The sequence below is a fragment of the Trueperella abortisuis genome, assembly GCF_030811095.1.
In the GTDB taxonomy this organism is placed as follows: Bacteria; Actinomycetota; Actinomycetes; order Actinomycetales; family Actinomycetaceae; genus Trueperella; species Trueperella abortisuis.
Genome location: NZ_JAUSQL010000001.1, coordinates 917,138 through 932,745, shown reverse-complemented (window position 1 = coordinate 932,745; position 15,608 = coordinate 917,138). Strand labels below are relative to the sequence as shown.

The 15,608-nt window shown below is 66.5% G+C and carries 17 protein-coding genes; 3 read left to right on the top strand and 14 right to left on the bottom strand.

Annotated features, from left to right (window positions below; all coding sequences use genetic code 11):
* Window positions 1-16 precede the first annotated feature (16 nt).
* Genes J2S45_RS04110 through J2S45_RS04075 form a run of 8 tightly spaced genes read right to left on the bottom strand, consistent with a single transcriptional unit; the run spans window position 17 to window position 6,940 of the window.
* Complete coding sequence (locus J2S45_RS04110; RefSeq protein WP_296932129.1) at window positions 17-1,309, bottom strand: M50 family metallopeptidase; 1,293 nt, start codon at window positions 1,307-1,309, stop codon at window positions 17-19.
* Window positions 1,310-2,524 carry a 1-deoxy-D-xylulose-5-phosphate reductoisomerase gene (gene dxr / locus J2S45_RS04105; RefSeq protein WP_307634625.1) on the bottom strand — a complete coding sequence of 405 codons (1,215 nt, stop codon included), beginning with the start codon at window positions 2,522-2,524 and terminating at the stop codon, window positions 1,310-1,312.
* Window positions 2,524-3,069 carry a cell division protein DivIVA gene (locus tag J2S45_RS04100; RefSeq protein ID WP_296932124.1) on the bottom strand — a complete coding sequence of 182 codons (546 nt, stop codon included), beginning with the start codon at window positions 3,067-3,069 and terminating at the stop codon, window positions 2,524-2,526. Before J2S45_RS04100 ends, dxr begins: the two co-directional genes overlap by 1 nt.
* A complete protein-coding gene (gene rlmN, locus J2S45_RS04095; protein WP_296932121.1) occupies window positions 3,066-4,346 on the bottom strand; it encodes a 23S rRNA (adenine(2503)-C(2))-methyltransferase RlmN in 1,281 nt (426 codons plus the stop codon). Before rlmN ends, J2S45_RS04100 begins: the two co-directional genes overlap by 4 nt.
* Before the next feature lie 11 nt (window positions 4,347-4,357).
* On the bottom strand, window positions 4,358-5,242 hold the full coding sequence (locus tag J2S45_RS04090; RefSeq protein ID WP_270974171.1) for a phosphatidate cytidylyltransferase: 885 nt from the start codon (window positions 5,240-5,242) through the stop codon (window positions 4,358-4,360).
* A complete protein-coding gene (gene frr / locus J2S45_RS04085) occupies window positions 5,242-5,799 on the bottom strand; it encodes a ribosome recycling factor (protein ID WP_296932116.1) in 558 nt (185 codons plus the stop codon). The genes J2S45_RS04090 and frr overlap by 1 nt, the downstream gene beginning before the upstream one ends.
* A 7-nt stretch (window positions 5,800-5,806) precedes the next feature.
* Window positions 5,807-6,529 (bottom strand): UMP kinase, encoded by a 723-nt coding sequence (pyrH, locus tag J2S45_RS04080; protein WP_270974168.1) that lies wholly within the window; start codon window positions 6,527-6,529, stop codon window positions 5,807-5,809.
* A 30-nt stretch (window positions 6,530-6,559) separates the two neighbouring features.
* Window positions 6,560-6,940: an RNA-binding S4 domain-containing protein gene (locus J2S45_RS04075; protein WP_270974166.1), complete on the bottom strand. Its 381-nt coding sequence runs from the start codon at window positions 6,938-6,940 to the stop codon at window positions 6,560-6,562.
* 215 nt (window positions 6,941-7,155) lie between these two features.
* On the opposite strand from J2S45_RS04075, the gene J2S45_RS04070 reads away from it, so the two are divergent.
* On the top strand, window positions 7,156-8,646 hold the full coding sequence (locus J2S45_RS04070; protein WP_296932114.1) for an MFS transporter: 1,491 nt from the start codon (window positions 7,156-7,158) through the stop codon (window positions 8,644-8,646).
* A gap of 47 nt (window positions 8,647-8,693) precedes the next feature.
* On the opposite strand, the gene J2S45_RS04065 is transcribed toward J2S45_RS04070, so the two are convergent.
* The 6 genes from J2S45_RS04065 to rpsB form a co-directional block, all read right to left on the bottom strand.
* Window positions 8,694-8,984, bottom strand: coding sequence for a ferredoxin family protein (locus tag J2S45_RS04065; protein WP_270974163.1), 291 nt, complete (start codon window positions 8,982-8,984; stop codon window positions 8,694-8,696).
* An 11-nt stretch (window positions 8,985-8,995) separates the two neighbouring features.
* Window positions 8,996-10,288, bottom strand: coding sequence for an FAD-dependent oxidoreductase (locus J2S45_RS04060; protein ID WP_307634624.1), 1,293 nt, complete (start codon window positions 10,286-10,288; stop codon window positions 8,996-8,998).
* A gap of 17 nt (window positions 10,289-10,305) precedes the next feature.
* Window positions 10,306-11,160 (bottom strand): electron transfer flavoprotein subunit alpha/FixB family protein, encoded by an 855-nt coding sequence (locus J2S45_RS04055; RefSeq protein WP_307634623.1) that lies wholly within the window; start codon window positions 11,158-11,160, stop codon window positions 10,306-10,308.
* Window positions 11,161-11,913 (bottom strand): electron transfer flavoprotein subunit beta/FixA family protein, encoded by a 753-nt coding sequence (locus J2S45_RS04050; RefSeq protein ID WP_307634622.1) that lies wholly within the window; start codon window positions 11,911-11,913, stop codon window positions 11,161-11,163.
* Between the two features lie 192 nt (window positions 11,914-12,105).
* Window positions 12,106-12,945 (bottom strand): translation elongation factor Ts, encoded by an 840-nt coding sequence (tsf, locus tag J2S45_RS04045; protein WP_296932102.1) that lies wholly within the window; start codon window positions 12,943-12,945, stop codon window positions 12,106-12,108.
* Window positions 12,946-12,962: 17 nt separating this feature from the next.
* The gene (gene rpsB, locus J2S45_RS04040; protein ID WP_307634621.1) at window positions 12,963-13,790 is read right to left on the bottom strand and encodes a 30S ribosomal protein S2; all 828 of its coding nucleotides are present in this window, start codon (window positions 13,788-13,790) and stop codon (window positions 12,963-12,965) included.
* Window positions 13,791-14,112: 322 nt separating this feature from the next.
* Here rpsB and J2S45_RS04035 point away from each other — a divergent pair, with 322 nt between their 5' ends.
* A complete protein-coding gene (locus tag J2S45_RS04035) occupies window positions 14,113-14,838 on the top strand; it encodes a trimeric intracellular cation channel family protein (RefSeq protein WP_296932096.1) in 726 nt (241 codons plus the stop codon).
* A 217-nt stretch (window positions 14,839-15,055) separates the two neighbouring features.
* Window positions 15,056-15,559 (top strand): M23 family metallopeptidase, encoded by a 504-nt coding sequence (locus tag J2S45_RS04030; protein ID WP_270974152.1) that lies wholly within the window; start codon window positions 15,056-15,058, stop codon window positions 15,557-15,559.
* Window positions 15,560-15,608 lie beyond the last annotated feature (49 nt).

The window sequence follows — 15,608 nt, the reverse complement described above, 5'->3', positions numbered from 1 at the left end:
CCCCACCGAAGGCACGCTACACGACGGGGTTCACGATATCGGCGACCACGAGCAACACCGTCATCGCGATGAGCGCGAAGAAGACGACGTTGCTCAGCGGCAGGAGGCGGGCGGTGTCGAAGGGGCCCGGATCGGCCTTGCCGCGGATCTTGGCGAGGCGACGCCGGGAGCCCTCGATCAGCGCGCCGAGGATGTGGCCGCCGTCGAGCGGCAGCAGCGGGATCATGTTGAAGACGAATAACGACATGTTGAGCCCGGCGAGCAGCATCGTCAGGTCCCCGAGGCGGTCGACAGCCGTGTAGTGTGCGGCGCTCGAGGAGGTGATGTTCCCCGCGATGTCCGCCACGCCGACGATCCCGACCACCCCGGACCGGTCGCGCTCCCCACCCGTGAGGAGCTCGGTGGCCATGTTCCATAGCTGGGTGGGGAGGGTGAGAACCACCTTCGCCGTGCCAACAGCGACGTTGCCGGTCACTGCCGCAGCGCGCGTGAGCGGTTGGCGCTGGCGCTCGTAAGCCGGGGAGATGCCCGCATACGGAACCTCCCGCGTCAGCGGCTGGCCTGACTCGTCGAGCACCGCCTGGCCCCCATCGACCACGGTTCGCCGGACGGGGATGGGGGTGATGAGGACGTCGACCGGTTCGCCCCCGCGCACGACGCCGACCGTGACAGGCCCGGTTCCACCCTCAGCGATCGCCGCGGACAGCTCGGGCCACGTGGTGACCTGACGCCCGGCCCAGGACACGACGACGTCGCCCACGCGCAGCGCCGAGCGTGATGCCGGGCTTTCCGGCTTGCCCGCGCACTGATCGGCTTCGACCTCGCCCACGCACGGGCTGATGGCGCCGACCGTCGTCGTCGGCTGAGCCACCCCGATGCCCGAGATGACCACGCCGATCAGGAGCGTGGCAAGGACGAGGTTGGTCAGCGGCCCGCCGAACATCACGGCGAGCTTCTTGGCGGCCGGCAGACGCCAGAACGCCTGGTGCTCTTCACCCGGACCGAGCTCCGCCGCCGACGCGCGGCGAGCCTCCTCGGCGAGCGTGACCTGGCCGTTCTTCTCCACGGGCGTGCCGGCCCTGGCGGGGGCGAGCATGCCCGCGATCCGCACGAAGCCGCCGAGCGGGATCGCCTTGATGCCGTATTCTGTCCCGCCCCGGGTCGTGGACCACAGGGTGGGGCCAAAGCCGATGAAGTACTGGCTGACCTTCACCCCGAAGCGCTTGGCGGGCACCAGGTGGCCGAGCTCGTGGATGCCCACCGATGCCAGCAGGCCGACGATGAGGAAGACGATGCCGATTGCGGCCACTTAGACTCCCAGCCGCTCGTGGGCGGCGCGGCGCGCCCAGGCGTCGGCCCGCAGCACCCCGGTCAGCGAGACCTCGCCGGCGCCGTCGAAGGACTCCAGGACAGCCCCGACCGTGTCAACGATGTCGAGGTAGCCGATCCGGGAGGCGAGGAACGCCTCCACGCACACCTCGTTGGCGGCGTTGAGGACGGCGGGGTGAAGCGCAGAGGCGGCCGCGGCGGCGCGGGCCAGGTCGATCGCGGGAAATACCTCGGCGTCGTAGGGCTCGAATGTCCACGACGCCGCAGTGTCCCACGCGCACGGGCGCGCCACCTCTTCGAGGCGAGCGGGCCAAGACAGGCCCAGCCCGATGGGCAGGCGCATGTCCGGCGGTGATGCCTGGGCCAGGGTGGAGCCGTCAACGAACTCCACCATCGAGTGGATGACGGACTGGGGGTGAACCACCACCGTGATGTCGGCAGGGTCGACGTCGAAAAGAAGTGCCGCCTCAATGAGCTCGAGGCCCTTGTTGACGAGCGTAGATGAGTTGATGGTCACCACCGGGCCCATCGCCCACGTGGGGTGGTTGAGCGCCTGCGCGGGCGTGACCTGCGCCAGCTGCTCCCGCGTGCGCCCGCGGAACGGGCCGCCCGACGCCGTGAGCACGAGTCGACGCACCTCGCTCCTGCCGGTCACCACCGGGCTTGTCAGCCCCTTCTCGTGGCGACCCGAACGCAGGGCCTGCGCGAGCGCCGAGTGCTCCGAATCCACCGGCACGATCTGGCCGGGCCAGGCCATGGCCTCCTCGATGAGGCCGCCGCCGATCACCAAGGACTCCTTGTTTGCCAGCGCCAGCGTGGCGCCGGAGGCGAGGGCCGCCAGGGTGGGGCGCAGGCCGATCGAGCCCGTGATGCCGTTGAGGACCACTCCTGAGTCCTCCGCCGTACCGGCCAGAGAGCCGGCCAGGTCAACCATCGCATCATCCCCGCAGGCCACCTCGGGCGCGGGGGCGTCTCCCGCCACGTTCTTCCAGGCCGCGTCGAATTCCTCGGCGCGCTCGGAGGCGATAGCGACCCGCTCGACGTCGTGCTCGAAGGCCTGCTTGGCGAGGAGATCGAGGTGAGAACCGCCGGCACCCAACCCGCGCACGCGGAAGCGACCCGGGTGGGTGGAGATGACGTCGAGGGCCTGAGTTCCGATCGATCCGGTAGATCCGAGCAGGACGACGTCGCGCATTACTCCACCGCCAGCAGAACCGAAACCACGTGGTCGAGGTAGACGTCGACCACCGGCTCGCTGTAGGCCCCATCCCCGCGCGCCTTGCCGAACGTCGCTCCGCGCACCTCGCCCGAGGTCAGTGTCGCCTTGCCGGCGAAGTACTCCGAGAGCCGGTCGAGGAGCCTATCGACGTCCGCCTTCTTGTATCCCTGGCCGTCGGCGTCGGCGAAGCGCTCCCCCGCCGGGCGTAGCAGACGTGGGTAGAGAGCCTGGGCCTGCTCGTAGGTGGCGGCAAGCCACGCCTCCTCCCCCTCAGCCTCCATCACCTTCGCACGGCGACGCTGGACGAAGGCGGACTCAAGGCGGTCCAGGGCGGCATCGACCAGCTCGGGCACGTAGCCCTTGCGGACCCAGTCGAAGGCGACGCCGTGAACGGTCGTCTCGTCAATGTCGATCGTCTCGTCCCCGGCGTAGGCCAGCTTGGCCTGCTCGAGAAACTCGTCAACCTGCTCCGGGCTGTAGCCATTGGTAAGGCCGCCTACCCGCTTGAATGTGTCCGTCATTTTCTCCCCTGTTCCATCACGGCGAGTTGATCAGCTAATTCGGCAGGCTCAGCGCGGTGTTCGGCGAGGCGCGCCTCCACCGCTTCCTGAGCCTTCTTTGCGCGACGCGCAACGTTGTCCCGATCCACCACCTCGGCGGCGAGCTGCCCGCATGCGCCGTCGATGTCAGACCCTCGCGTGTCCCTAATCGTCGTCGAAATCCCGGCGTCGATCAAGGTCTGAACGAAGGTGCGTGTCGCCTCGTGCGTCGACGCCGTCCAGATGCTACCCGGCGTCGGGTTGAGCGGAATGGGGTTGACGTGGGCCCACCCGCGCCCGCGCGAGTTCAGCTCCGCGGCGAGCAGCTCCGCCCGCCACGCGTGGTCGTTCATGTCCTTAATAAGGGCGTACTCGATCGAGACGCGCCGGCCGGTGCGAACGAAGTAGTGCCGCGCGGCGTCCAGCAGCTCGTCCACCTTGTAGCGGGAGTTGATCGGGATGAGGTCGTCGCGCAGGCCGTCGTCGGGTGCGTGGAGAGAGACGGCGAGCGTGACCTGCAGACCCTCCTCGGCCAGTTTGAGGATCGCAGGGACCAGTCCCACCGTAGAGACGGTCACGTGGCGGGCGGCGATGCCGAAGCCCTCCGGGGACGGGTCAATCATCCGGTGCAGGGCAGCGCGCACCGCCGGATAGTTCGCCATCGGCTCGCCCATGCCCATGAACACCACGTTCGTCACCTTCACGGGTTCGCCCAGCGCACCCGACTCGGCCAACGCCATGTTGAGCCGCAGCTGCTCAACGATCTCGGCGGTGGACAGGTTGCGGGTCAGGCCGGCCTGGCCGGTCGCGCAGAACGGACACGCCATCCCGCAACCCGCCTGGGAGGACAGGCACAGCGTGGCCCGATCCGGATATGCCATGAGGACGGACTCGACCACCGCCTCGTCGAAGAGCTTCCACAGGACCTTCAGGGTGCGCCCGCCGTCGGCGTACTGCTCAGAAACCTTCTCCACCAGCGGCGGAAGAAGCTGGGCAACAATCGCCTCGCGTTGGCTCTGGGGCAGGTCCGACATCTGATCCGGGTCGATCGTGCGGTGATCAAAATAGTGACGCGAGACCTGATCGGCACGGAAGGCCGGGTAGCCCATGTCCGCCACGAGGGCGCGGCGCTGGGCACGGTCAAGATCGGCCAGGTGGCGCGGCGGCTTGCCGCGGCGCTTCTGCTGGAAGGTTAACGCGGGGCGCTGACCGCTCTCCACTCGGGGCTGTACCTGCTTGGGCTGCACTTCGTTCATCATCTCTGCCTGCACTATAGCAATCCGAAGCCGCCAGCGAACAAGAGATAGCACGCGGGGGCGCAAAAGAGAATGGAGTCGATCCTGTCGAGCATGCCGCCATGGCCGGGGAAGATCGAACCCATGTCCTTGATCGTCAGGTCGCGCTTGAGGAGGGACTCAGAGAAGTCCCCCGCCGTCGACAAGACGGGCGTGATCAGCGCAAAGGCCGCGACCCACGGCCACGACAGGTCGAGCACGTGGCCGACGAAGAACCACGCCACCAGGAGGCAGGCGATCACCGAGCCGGCGAAACCCTCCCAGGATTTCTTCGGCGAGATTGACGGCGCGATCGGGTGCTTGCCGAACAGGATGCCGGCCAGCCAGCCGCCCGTGTCGTTCGCCACCGGCAGCAGGATGAAGGCCGTGATCGCCCACGCGCCTTTGGGCATGCCCGCCATCGCCACCGCGAAGCTCCCCATGAGCCCGATCCACCCCAGCGAGAAGCAGCCGGCCAGCGCGTCCGTCACACCCCGCGTGCGCACGTAGCCGTTGATTAACAGCGCCACCACGGAGGTGACCAGGTAGATGAGCACCGCGCACTGAAGGCCGAAGAGCCAGGTGCCCACCAGCATCGCGGTCTGTCCGAGCAGGAGCACAACCAGGGGAACCTTAAAGTTGCGCGCCAGCAGCGCTCCCGCCATCTCCCACTGCGCGATCCCGAGTGCGACAACCGCGAGCGCCACGAACACCTCGATGCGGATGAAGATCGACGCCGCCACGATAGCGAGCAGGATCAGCGCGGTGGGGACAGCCGCTTTGAGGTTGCGGCCAGCCCGAGAATGGGATTCCTCGGGTGGCTTGGGTGGACGTGGAGCAAGCCGCGAGACAATCGCGGCTTGCGGGGAATCTGAGGGCATCAGATCTCCATGAGATCTTTCTCTTTGCCGTCAAGGAGCACATCGACCTGGTCGGTGAAGCGCTTGGTCAGGGCCTCGAGCTCCTTCTCGGCGCGTTCGACCTCGTCCTCGCCAGCCTCGCCGTCCTTCTTGATCTTCTCGAGGGCGTCCTTGGCCTTACGACGCGCCGAGCGCACCGAGATCTTCGACTCCTCCGCCTTCGTGCGGGCGAGCTTGACGTATTCCTTGCGCCGTTCCTCCGTGAGCGCCGGCAGGTTAATGCGCAGCACCTGGCCGTCGTCGGTGGGGTTGACACCCAGGTCGGCGTCGCGGATCGCCTTCTCGATGTCCTTCATCGCGGTGCGATCATAGGGGGAGATGATGACGGTGCGCGCCTCGGGCACCGTCACCGAGGCGATCTGCTGCATCTGGGTGGGCGAGCCGTAGTAGTCGACGATGAGCGAGGTGAACAGCTCGGGGTTGGCGCGACCGGAGCGGATCTTGGAGAACTCGTTGCGCAGGGCGCCCAGCGCCTTCTCCATCATCTCTTCGCCTTCAAGCAGTGCTTCTTCAATCATGGTGTCCTCAGTTCTTTGTTACGAGTGTTCCGATATTTTCGCCGCGCAGTGCACGGGTGACGTTTCCAGGTGTGACCATGCCAAAGACGCGCATTGTCATTCCATTATCTTGACACAGCGAGAATGCGGCCGCGTCTACCACACGCAGGCCCTCGCGCAACGCCTCGTCATAGGTGAGGTGGTCAAGTTTGACGGCCGCGGGATCGGTGCGCGGATCGGCGCTGTAGACGCCGTCCACCCCGTTCTTGCCCACGAGCAGCTCGTCGCAACGTAGCTCGAGCGCGCGCTGGGCTGAGACCGTGTCGGTGGAGAAGTAGGGCATGCCGGCGCCGGCGCCGAAGATGACCACGCGTCCCTTCTCCAGGTGGCGGATCGCTCGCAGCGGGATATACGCCTCCGCGACCTGCGCCATCGTGATCGCCGTCTGAACGCGGGAGGGCACACCCGCGCTTTCGAGGAAGTCCTGCAGCGCCACGGCGTTGATGACCGTTCCCAGCATGCCCATGTAGTCGGCACGGGCGCGATCCATGCCCGCTTCCTGCAGTTCCGCTCCCCGGAAGAAGTTCCCGCCTCCAACGACGACGCCGACCTGGACGCCGTCGTTCACCGCCGCGGCAATCTCCCCCGCCACTCGCGTCAAAACCGAGGTGTCGAGTCCAACTTCCCCACCTCCGAAAACCTCTCCGGAAAGCTTGAGTAGGACGCGGCGTCTAGCGTGGGAGTCGGACATGGAAAAACCTTTCGTCGGGTCGTGAACAGTTTAGCGCATTCGACCGTAGTTCGAATCACGCCCGAAGAGCCGGTCGAGCTCGCGCCGCTCGCGTTTGGTAGGACGCCCGGTACCGGGCTCCCGACGTGCCACCGGCACGTAGACCTTCGGTCGCGGCGGCGTGAGATCCTCGTACGCCTCGCGGGCAACCGGGGCGCCCACACGTTTGACCAGGAGCTGCTTGACCTTGAGGATCCGGTCCCAGCCCTGGACGCGGTAGCGCACGACGTCGCCCACCTTGACCTTCGCGGCTGCCTTGACCGGCTCGTCGTTGACCCGCACGTGGCCGGCGCGGCACGCGGCGGTGGCCGCCGAGCGGGTCTTCGTCTGTCTGACGGCCCACAGCCACTGATCGATGCGCACACTGTCCATGGCGCAAGTCTAGTCGGTGTCGCGCACCACCTTCATTCGGTGACCTGGGCAACAGACCACCCGGGACTTTCATCACTAACATCAGACAACGGTGCCCGGTGCACCCTTTTTATTTATGGTGCTTGGCGCACCCCTTTTTTGTTTGTGAGGAATCGATGGTAGATAACGCGAAAAGGCAACCGAACCAGTCCGATTCAAACCCGCGACATTTCCGCGTGGCTGGATCGGACAGGGTCTATGACCGAAATAAGCTCCTCGTGGTGCTGCTCGTCCCGCTGATGATGACCCTGCTACAGGTCTCCTCCGTCAACAACATTCTGACCTCGATCGGAAACGCCCTCGGGGCCTCCGACTCGCAGCTACAGTGGGTCCTCTCCGGCTACGCGCTCGCCGTTGGAATCGCGCTCGTCCCGGCTGGGCGCCTAGGCGACATGTTCGGCCGTTCCTCGGCCTTCGTCGTCGGTTTCTCGCTCTTCACCCTGGCCTCGCTGCTGGTCGGCCTGTCGACGAACGCCACCATCTTGAACTTCATGCGCGTTCTCCAGGGCGCCGGCGCGGGCATCCTCTCGCCGCAGACCACCGGCCTCATCCAGCGCTACTTCGTGGGTCAGGCGCGCGCGAAAGCCTTCGCGATGTTCGGCTTGGTTGTGGCGATGTCCGTGGCGGCCGGACCGCTGATGTCCGGCGCGCTGATCGGGATTCTCGGCGAGAGCTCCGGCTGGCGCTGGTCCTTCATCATCAACTTCCCCATCGGCATCATCGGCCTCGTCCTGGCCTTCATGTGGCTGCCCTTCGGTAAGGAACGCCGCCACGTCGGTCCGCACCGCGCCAAGGCCCGCAGCGAGTACATCAAGATGCAGAAAGAGGAGGGCCGCTTCTACAAGCGCCCCAAGATCGACCTCGATCCAGTGGGCATGATTCTCCTGGCGTTATCCGTGGTCGGCATCATGCTTCCCTTTATGTCGACCGGCTGGGACTACGCCTGGACTCTCCTGCCCGCCGGCATCCTCATCCTCATTGGCTGGGTGGCCTGGGAATCCCACTACAAGAAGATCGGCCGGGAACCGATGGTCGACCTCGAGCTCTTTTCTATCTCGACTTTCTCTTGGGCAACCGCGATCGCTACCTTCCAGTTCCTCGGCATGACGTCGATCTTCGTGGTCCTCGCCCTCTTCCTCCAGCGCGGGCTTGATGTCTCGGCTCTCGAGGTCGGGCTCGTGACCCTGCCCAACGCGCTGGTCTCGGCCTACTCCGCCATCTGGGCAGGCAAGCGCGCCCTTGTTAAGGGGCGTGGCGTGCAGGCGGCCTCCCTGGCCCTCATGGTGATCGGCGTGCTCGGCATGATCGGTGTGGTGTGGGCGATCAGCCGGGGCCTGCCCTTCTGGTGGCTCATGGTCCCGGTCAGCGTGCTCGGCTTTGGCCAGGGCGCGATCGGCTCGGCTAATCAGACCCTGTCCATGCTTGACGTTCCTCCCGAGCACGGCGGCACGGCGGGCGGCATTGTGCAGACCGGCCAGCGTATCGCCACCGCTGTCGGCATCGCGATGATCACCGCGGCCTTCTTCTACGCCCAGGGCTCCATCGCGGGTGAGGCAGGCTGGTATCACGCCATCTACTTCGCCTACGCGCTGGTCAGCCTCATCCTGATCATCCCCCTGGCGCTGGCCGTCATCTTCTGGCGCAAGGGGCGCACGCCGAAGGCATAGCGGTCGATCCCGGCGGGTGCGAGTCGTTGCGGTGCAACGGGGTGGGCTTAGCCCTCGCGGTACTCTACGCCCATCCCGCCCTCGGGGTAGACCCAGCGCAGGGCTCCGGGGGCGGCGACGGCGAGGCAGGATCCGCACTCCAGGCAGCCGGCAAACTCCGCCGAGATGGTTCCGTCCGGCTCCTCGCGGTACACGTGCGCGGGGCAGATCGCGACGATCCGCTTTCCCGTGCCCGTGGATTTGGCGAGCTCCTGGTTGATCTCGATGTGCGCCACGGCGTCGGTGTGGAAGACGTTCTTCGCGAGGCGCTCGTTCACGCCACCCGGTTCGAATACCATTTCTGCCTCCCCTAGAGTGCCCGAAGTGCGCGAAGGCTGGTAGTCACAAGCTCGCTCATCCGGACGCCCGAGCCTCGCATGGCGTCGAGGGCAACCTTAGCGATGTGCCGGCGCGGGCGCAGGTCGTGGTTGTAGACGCCGTAGAAAACCTCCGCCGCGAGCCTGCCAGCCGGGCCGAACATGAGTGGGGCGTTCTCGAGGAAGCCGGGGGCGTGGCGGTAGGTGTGCATGTCCTTTCCTACGAACGTCGCCTCGTACTCGTCCACATAGGCCTGCAAAGCGAGGCGCGAATAGTCCCCCGCCTCCAAGGCGGCGTGGACGGCCTTCGAGGCGGCCAGCGCCGAGCCCGCAGCCAGGTCCATCCCCCGCACGGTGAGTCCCGTGTTGAGCGTGAAGCCGGCGGCGTCGCCGATGAGGATCAGGCCGTCGTGGACGATTCCCTCCTGCATCGCCTGCCCGCCTTCGGCCACGAGGTGGCACCCGTATTCCAGGAGCTCGCCGCCCTCGAGGAAGGGCGCGAGGAACGGGTGGGAGAGCAGGTGGTCATGAATGTCGCTGGACGTCAGGCCCGAGGCCGTCAGGCGCTCGAGCATGAGGACCACGCCGATCGAGACCGAGTCCCTATTGGTGTACATGAAGCCGCCGCCCGGCACGCCCATCGTGGCGTCCCCCACCAGGGCGTAGGCGGCGCCCTCACTGCCCGTCAGGTTAAAGCGCTCCCGCACGGCGTCCTCGCCGATCTGGATGACGGATTTGATCCCGAGCCCGAGGTTCTTCGTGGGCTGCTTGGCTCGCACGCCCGCGCCCTGGGCGAGGAAGGAGTTCACGCCGTCGGCGGCGATGATGACCTTGGCTGTCATTTCCTCGCCTGCGGCCTCGATTCCATAAAAGTGTGTATCTCCGCGCAGTAGCCGGTCGACCTTGACGCCGCTGATAAGGCTGACGCCGGCCTCCTCGGCCTGCTCGGCCAGCCAGGGGTCGAGGTGGGCGCGTAGCACGGATACGGCGTTGACGGGGCTGGCTAGGCGCTGATCCCAGTAGTCGATGTTGACAGCCGAGGCGGCGTTGAGGAAGCTCAACGTGTTGCGCGTGATGACGCGCTCAACGGGGGCCGCCTGGGCGAAGCCGGGGAAGACTTCATCCATCACCCGACTGTAGAACACGCCACCGGAGAGGTTCTTTGCCCCCGGCTCGGTGCCGCGCTCAACGAGCAACACCTCGTGGCCCTGCCGGGCGAGCGCCGTGGCAGCCACGCTTCCTGCCACCCCCGCGCCCACGACGATGACGTCGAAATCGTAGTCCATGCCAGCCCCCTTCGTCGCTATGCCTTGAGCGCCTCGATCATCTTCGGCAACACCTCGTACAGGTTCCCGACGATACCGTAGTCGGCCAGCTCGAACATTGCCGCGGTTTCGTCGTTATTGATGACGACGATCGTCTGCGCTCCATCGATGCCCGCCGTGTGGTGGATCTGGCCGGAAATGCCGACCGGGATGTAGAGATCGGGAGCGACGGTGTGTCCCGAGACGCCGAGGTAAGAATCGCGGTCGAACCAACCGTGACCCTCCACCAGTGGGCGGGTACACCCGACCTCCGCTCCAATGGCGCGGGCGAGCTCGCGCGCGAGCTCGAGGTCCTCCTGGGTCACAAATCCGCGCCCGACCCCGACGATGCGAGTGGCCCCTCCCAGGTTGACCTGAGCGCCGGGGTGGATGTCCTCAGCCACAACGCTCACGTCGTAGCCCGCGCCCGATACGGTTTCGCCCGCGACGTCGCCCTCGACTCGCTCGCCCTCGCTCACCAGGGCGAGGGCCGGGCCGGCGAACTGCACGCTCTCTTCGACCTTGCCGCCGAAGCGACTCAGCGTTGCGGACGTTGCCGAAAGCTCGCGCACGTTGCGTAGCAGGGGAACGTTCTTCGCTGCGCACAGCGCGCCCGCCAGGGAACGCCCCGCGGGGTTATTCGCCACGAGGATGAGATCGCCCGGCCGAGCGTCTACCGCCTCCACGACGAGCAGCGCCAGCGCCTCGGCCGGCGCACCGCCGGTCTCAATACGGATCACCCGATCCACACCACCGACCGGGGCATCCCCGACGACGACGCCGACCTTCTCCCCCTGCGCCAACGTGACGAGCGTGGAGATCTCAGAAACAGTGGTCACAATCCAGGTGGTCATCTACAGCACCCCGTCCTCACGCAGGGCCGCCACCAGCTCGGCGGCCGTTCCAAACATCTTGCCCTGGCGCTCCACCTTGACGGGGCGCTTACGGCCGACGACCCTCAGCGGGGCTCCGGCGGCCTCCACGTCGGCGCCAGTGAGCACGTCCACGGGCTTCTTACCCGCCGCGAGGATGTCTTTCATCGACGGCACGGCCGGGGTGGTCGCATCCGAGGTGGTGGCGACGACGGCCGGGCCGGTCACGCGCAGCGTGCGGGTCCCACCCTTGATTCGCTGGGTGAGCAGGAAGCCGCCGTCCTCAACCTCGACGTCTGCCACGTCGAGGATGGCGGGCCAGCCAAGGTAACCAGCAATCAGCGCGGGGGTGACACCCGCGGCCTCGTCCACCGAGGAATCCGCAGTCAGCACAAGCGAGACGTCGCCAACCTTGCCCACCAGCTGGGCGAGCGCCGCACCCACCTGCGTGGCGGACCAGGCGCTCACGGCGTCGTCTGCGAGGATCAGGCCGCGATCAAAGCCCCGGGACATTGCGTTCTTGCGCGCCATCGGGGAGGCAACCTGCGAGGTGCCCACCGAGATGCCCACGAGCTCTGTGCCCGCCGCGGCGGCGACCCGCCGACCCATCTCCATCGCCACTGGATCCGACTCCGACACGGCCGCCTTCGCGCGTGTCCAGTCGATCTCGCCGTCGGCAAGAACCTTGGCATCTTGCGGATTGGGCGCATACTTGTAGGCCACAACAATACTCAACGTTGTTCTCCCCCTTCTCCAGACCCTCATTATCGCGCGGGTCGCACGCGCTCGCGCGCCGGGCGCAACTTTTCATCTGCCAGCTAATCGGGCACCATCCGCCGGCGCAACCATGCAGCCTCCGAGCGGACAGGGCCGGTTAAGCCAGTGTGGGGTGCGATTTCATCGCACCCCACACCAGTGAACTAGCCCTTACTCCTGGCCAACGCGAACGCGCTTGAAGCCGGTGATCGTGGCGCCGGCGGCCTGCGCCACCTGGCCCACCGACATCTTCGGGTCGCGAGCGTAGGGCTGGTCAAGCAGGCAGACCTGCTTGAAGTAGCCCTTGAGGCGACCTTCGACGATCTTCGGCACAGCCTTCTCGGGCTTGCCCTCGGCGATGGTCAGCTCGGTGGCGATGCGGCGCTCGTTCTCGAGCTCCTCCTCCGGCACGTCCTCCTCAGAGAGGTATGCCGGGGACATCGCGGCCACGTGAACGGCGACGTCGTGGGCGATGTCTTTGCCAGCCGCGTCGGTCGCGACGATGACGGCCACCTGGGCCGGCAGGTCAACCGCCGTCTTGTGCATGTAGGCCTCGACGTGCTCGCCGGCGAGGTACTCAACGGCACCCACGCCCAGCTTCTCGCCGATGATGCCGATCATGTTGTCCACGGCGTCCTTGACGGTGCCCTCGGGGTGGGCTGCTGCCAGGACCTCGTCGGTCGTCTTCGCGCCCGCCTCGACGGCGGCGGAGAGGATGCCCTCGGCGAAGGCGATGAACTTCTCGTTCTTCGCCACGAAGTCCGTCTCCGCGTTGACCTCAATGATGAGGCCGCTCATGCCCGCATCGGTAGTGTCGATGTGGGACAGGACCAGGCCGTTGGAGGCCGTGCGTCCCTCGCGCTTGGCGGCGACCTTCAGGCCCTTGAGACGCAGGAGCTCCTCAGCCTTGGCGGTGTCGCCGTCGGCCTCGGTCAGAGCCTTCTTCACGTCCATCATGCCGGCGCCGGTCTTCTCACGAAGGGCCTTAATATCTGCAACAGAAATTGCCATGTTGATCTTCCTTAGGCTTAGGCGTTGTCGGTGGTCTCGGCCGGAGCAGCCTCGGCCGGGGCAGCTTCGGCCGGAGCGGGGGCCGCCTCGTCGGCGTCACCCTCGAGGAGCTCGCGCTCCCACTCGGGCATGGGATCCTCGTCCTTGGCGCCACCACCACGGGCCACAAGCCCCTCGGCGACGGCGTCAGCGACCACGCGGGTCAGGATATCGATGGAACGGATCGCGTCGTCGTTGCCCGGGATGCCGTAATCGACGTCGTCGGGATCGCAGTTCGTGTCGAGGATCGCGCACACCGACATGTTGAGCTTGTGAGCCTCGGCAACCGCGAGGTGCTCCTTGTTCGTGTCGACGATCCAGATGGCAGAGGGAACCTTGCCCATGTCGCGGATACCGCCGAGCGTGCGCTCCAGCTTCTCCTTCTCGCGACGCATCATGAGAAGTTCCTTCTTGGTGCGACCGGAGCCGGCGACGTCGTCGAAGTCGATGAGCTCAAGCTCCTTGAGACGCTGGATGCGGGCGTTGACGGTGGAGAAGTTGGTCAGCATGCCGCCGAGCCAACGCTCGTTGACGTAGGGCATGCCCACGCGCTCCGCCTGCTCGCGGATCGGGCGCTGGGCCTGACGCTTGGTGCCGACAAAAAGAATGTTGCCCCCGTGGGCGACGGTCTCCTTGACGAACTCGTAGGTGCGGTTGATGTCGTCAACCGTCTTACGAAGATCAATGATGTAGATGCCGTTACGATCGTTGAGGATGAAACGCTTCATCTTGGGGTTCCAGCGACGGGTCTGGTGCCCGAAGTGGACGCCGGCTTCAAGCAGCTGGCGCATGGAAACGACTGCCATGGTCGTCCTTTCTCACAGCGCGGTCTTCCCGCGCTTGGTTTTACGGTTATCTGCCCGCCACACCCTGTGGCAGGCCCTGGTGCCCCATTCCACGCACACCATCGGACCGATGCGCGGAAGGCCTTGCGGCGAGCGAGCACGCGAAGTCTGTCATAAATGACAGCTTTCCCAGTTTATCCAGCGCCACCGGTGATCTCCAAGACCAAAATCGCCCACGATCGGTGGTGTTGCCTACATCGCACGACCCATGACCCGAGCTGACATTCTGCGCGAGGGAGGGGCACAATGAATCGGATAGTCAATCTCTGCAGGAAGGTGCGGCGTGGATCCCGAGGTTCTCTTCCGTTTCGTGGACGTCGCGGGCGTCATCGCCTACGGCGTCATTGGCGCCTCCCTCGCCCGCACGCTCGAATACGACATCATCGGCTACCTCACGCTCGGCATCCTCACCGCCCTCGGCGGAGGCATGATCCGTGACTCCTTGCTTGGAATAGGCTTCCCCGTCGCGCTGACTGACCCGTGGTACCTCGCCGGCGCGATCGGCGCCTCCGCCTTCGCCTACCTGGTTCCCCTTGACGGGCCGTGGGCGCGGCGCGGCCTGACCCTCGCCGACGTCCTGGCTCTCGGGTGCTGGTCCGCCACCGGTGCCGCGAAGGGCATCACTGCGGGCTTGGCCCCGATCCCCTCCATTTTTCTCGGCGTCATCACCGCCACCGCCGGCGGGGTGATGCGCGACGCGCTTGTACGCCAGACCCCCGCGATCTTCGGCTCCAATCCCCTCTACGCCACCATCTCCATCGCCGCGGCGGGGATCATGGTCGTGTTCCAGCAGCACAACATGTACCAGCTAGGGATGGGTCTGGCGATCCTCCTGTGCCTCGTCTTTGGCCTGGCCGCCCGACGCTTCAGGTGGATCCTGCCCGTGCGGCAGATGAACCTCCTGGCTGACTCCCGGCGCATTCTCAAGCGCGAGCACAAGACCAACTTGCGCCGGCGTTCGCGGCGCAAGGATGCCAAGCGTAAGGACAAGCGCAAGGGCGGCAAGTAGGCGCGGCTTCACGACGCCGGGGCGCGGCTTCACGACGCCGGGGCGCTGCTTGCCACGACGCCGGGGCGCTGCTTGCCGCGATATACGCTGCTTGCCGCGCTGAACGCGGGCTCGTGGCGGGCCAGCTTTCTTGTCCACAGCCGCGCAGGCGGGGCACTCCTCCACATTTGGGCGTTGATCGGCGTTTCGTGCGCACGGAATTTGAAAGCCTTGAGGCATGAAGAAGATCATCGTTGCACTCAGTCTCGTTTCACTCGGCGGCGCGCTCACCCTCGGCGAGCCGTCCTCCCCTGAAGTCGTGGCGCCCGCCATTCCAGCCAGCGTTGAGTACTCCTGGCCCTCGGGCGTGGAGGTACCCGTGCTCCGCCCGTTCGCACCCGGTGCGCAGAACTGGAACGCCGGGCATCGCGGCGTGGATCTGGCGCTTGGCGCGGGCCAGCCCGTGTATGCGGCGGCCGACGGGCGGGTGATCTATGCGGGCACGCTCAACGATCGCGAGCTGGTCTCGATCGAGCACGCCGACGGCATTCGCACCACCTACGAGCCGGTCTCCCCCGCCGTCGTGCGCGGCGACGTCGTCTCGCGTGGCGCGATTATCGGGCACGTGGGAGGCGAACACTGCTCGCCCTCCTCCTGCCTGCACTGGGGAGCAAAGCGCGGCCAGGACGATTACCTCGATCCGCTATCCCTGCTGTGGGGCCCTATCCGCCTCTACGAGTAGTCGCCGCGCCCGGCACAGGCCCGGACGCTGGGCTGGCTAACGCCGCTCG

Excerpts from the sequence above, each read along its gene's own strand:
- dxr (WP_307634625.1), bottom strand. The coding sequence starts at position 2,524 with ATGCGCGACGTCGTCCTGCTCGGATCTACCGGATCGATCGGAACTCAG.
- J2S45_RS04100 (WP_296932124.1), bottom strand. The coding sequence starts at position 3,069 with ATGACGGACACATTCAAGCGGGTAGGCGGCCTTACCAATGGCTACAGC.
- rlmN (WP_296932121.1), bottom strand. The coding sequence starts at position 4,346 with ATGATGAACGAAGTGCAGCCCAAGCAGGTACAGCCCCGAGTGGAGAGC.
- J2S45_RS04090 (WP_270974171.1), bottom strand. The coding sequence starts at position 5,242 with ATGCCCTCAGATTCCCCGCAAGCCGCGATTGTCTCGCGGCTTGCTCCA.
- frr (WP_296932116.1), bottom strand. The coding sequence starts at position 5,799 with ATGATTGAAGAAGCACTGCTTGAAGGCGAAGAGATGATGGAGAAGGCG.
- pyrH (WP_270974168.1), bottom strand. The coding sequence starts at position 6,529 with ATGTCCGACTCCCACGCTAGACGCCGCGTCCTACTCAAGCTTTCCGGA.
- J2S45_RS04075 (WP_270974166.1), bottom strand. The coding sequence starts at position 6,940 with ATGGACAGTGTGCGCATCGATCAGTGGCTGTGGGCCGTCAGACAGACG.
- J2S45_RS04065 (WP_270974163.1), bottom strand. The coding sequence starts at position 8,984 with ATGGTATTCGAACCGGGTGGCGTGAACGAGCGCCTCGCGAAGAACGTC.
- J2S45_RS04060 (WP_307634624.1), bottom strand. The coding sequence starts at position 10,288 with ATGGACTACGATTTCGACGTCATCGTCGTGGGCGCGGGGGTGGCAGGA.
- J2S45_RS04055 (WP_307634623.1), bottom strand. The coding sequence starts at position 11,160 with ATGACCACCTGGATTGTGACCACTGTTTCTGAGATCTCCACGCTCGTC.
- tsf (WP_296932102.1), bottom strand. The coding sequence starts at position 12,945 with ATGGCAATTTCTGTTGCAGATATTAAGGCCCTTCGTGAGAAGACCGGC.
- rpsB (WP_307634621.1), bottom strand. The coding sequence starts at position 13,790 with ATGGCAGTCGTTTCCATGCGCCAGCTGCTTGAAGCCGGCGTCCACTTC.
- J2S45_RS04030 (WP_270974152.1), top strand. The coding sequence starts at position 15,056 with ATGAAGAAGATCATCGTTGCACTCAGTCTCGTTTCACTCGGCGGCGCG.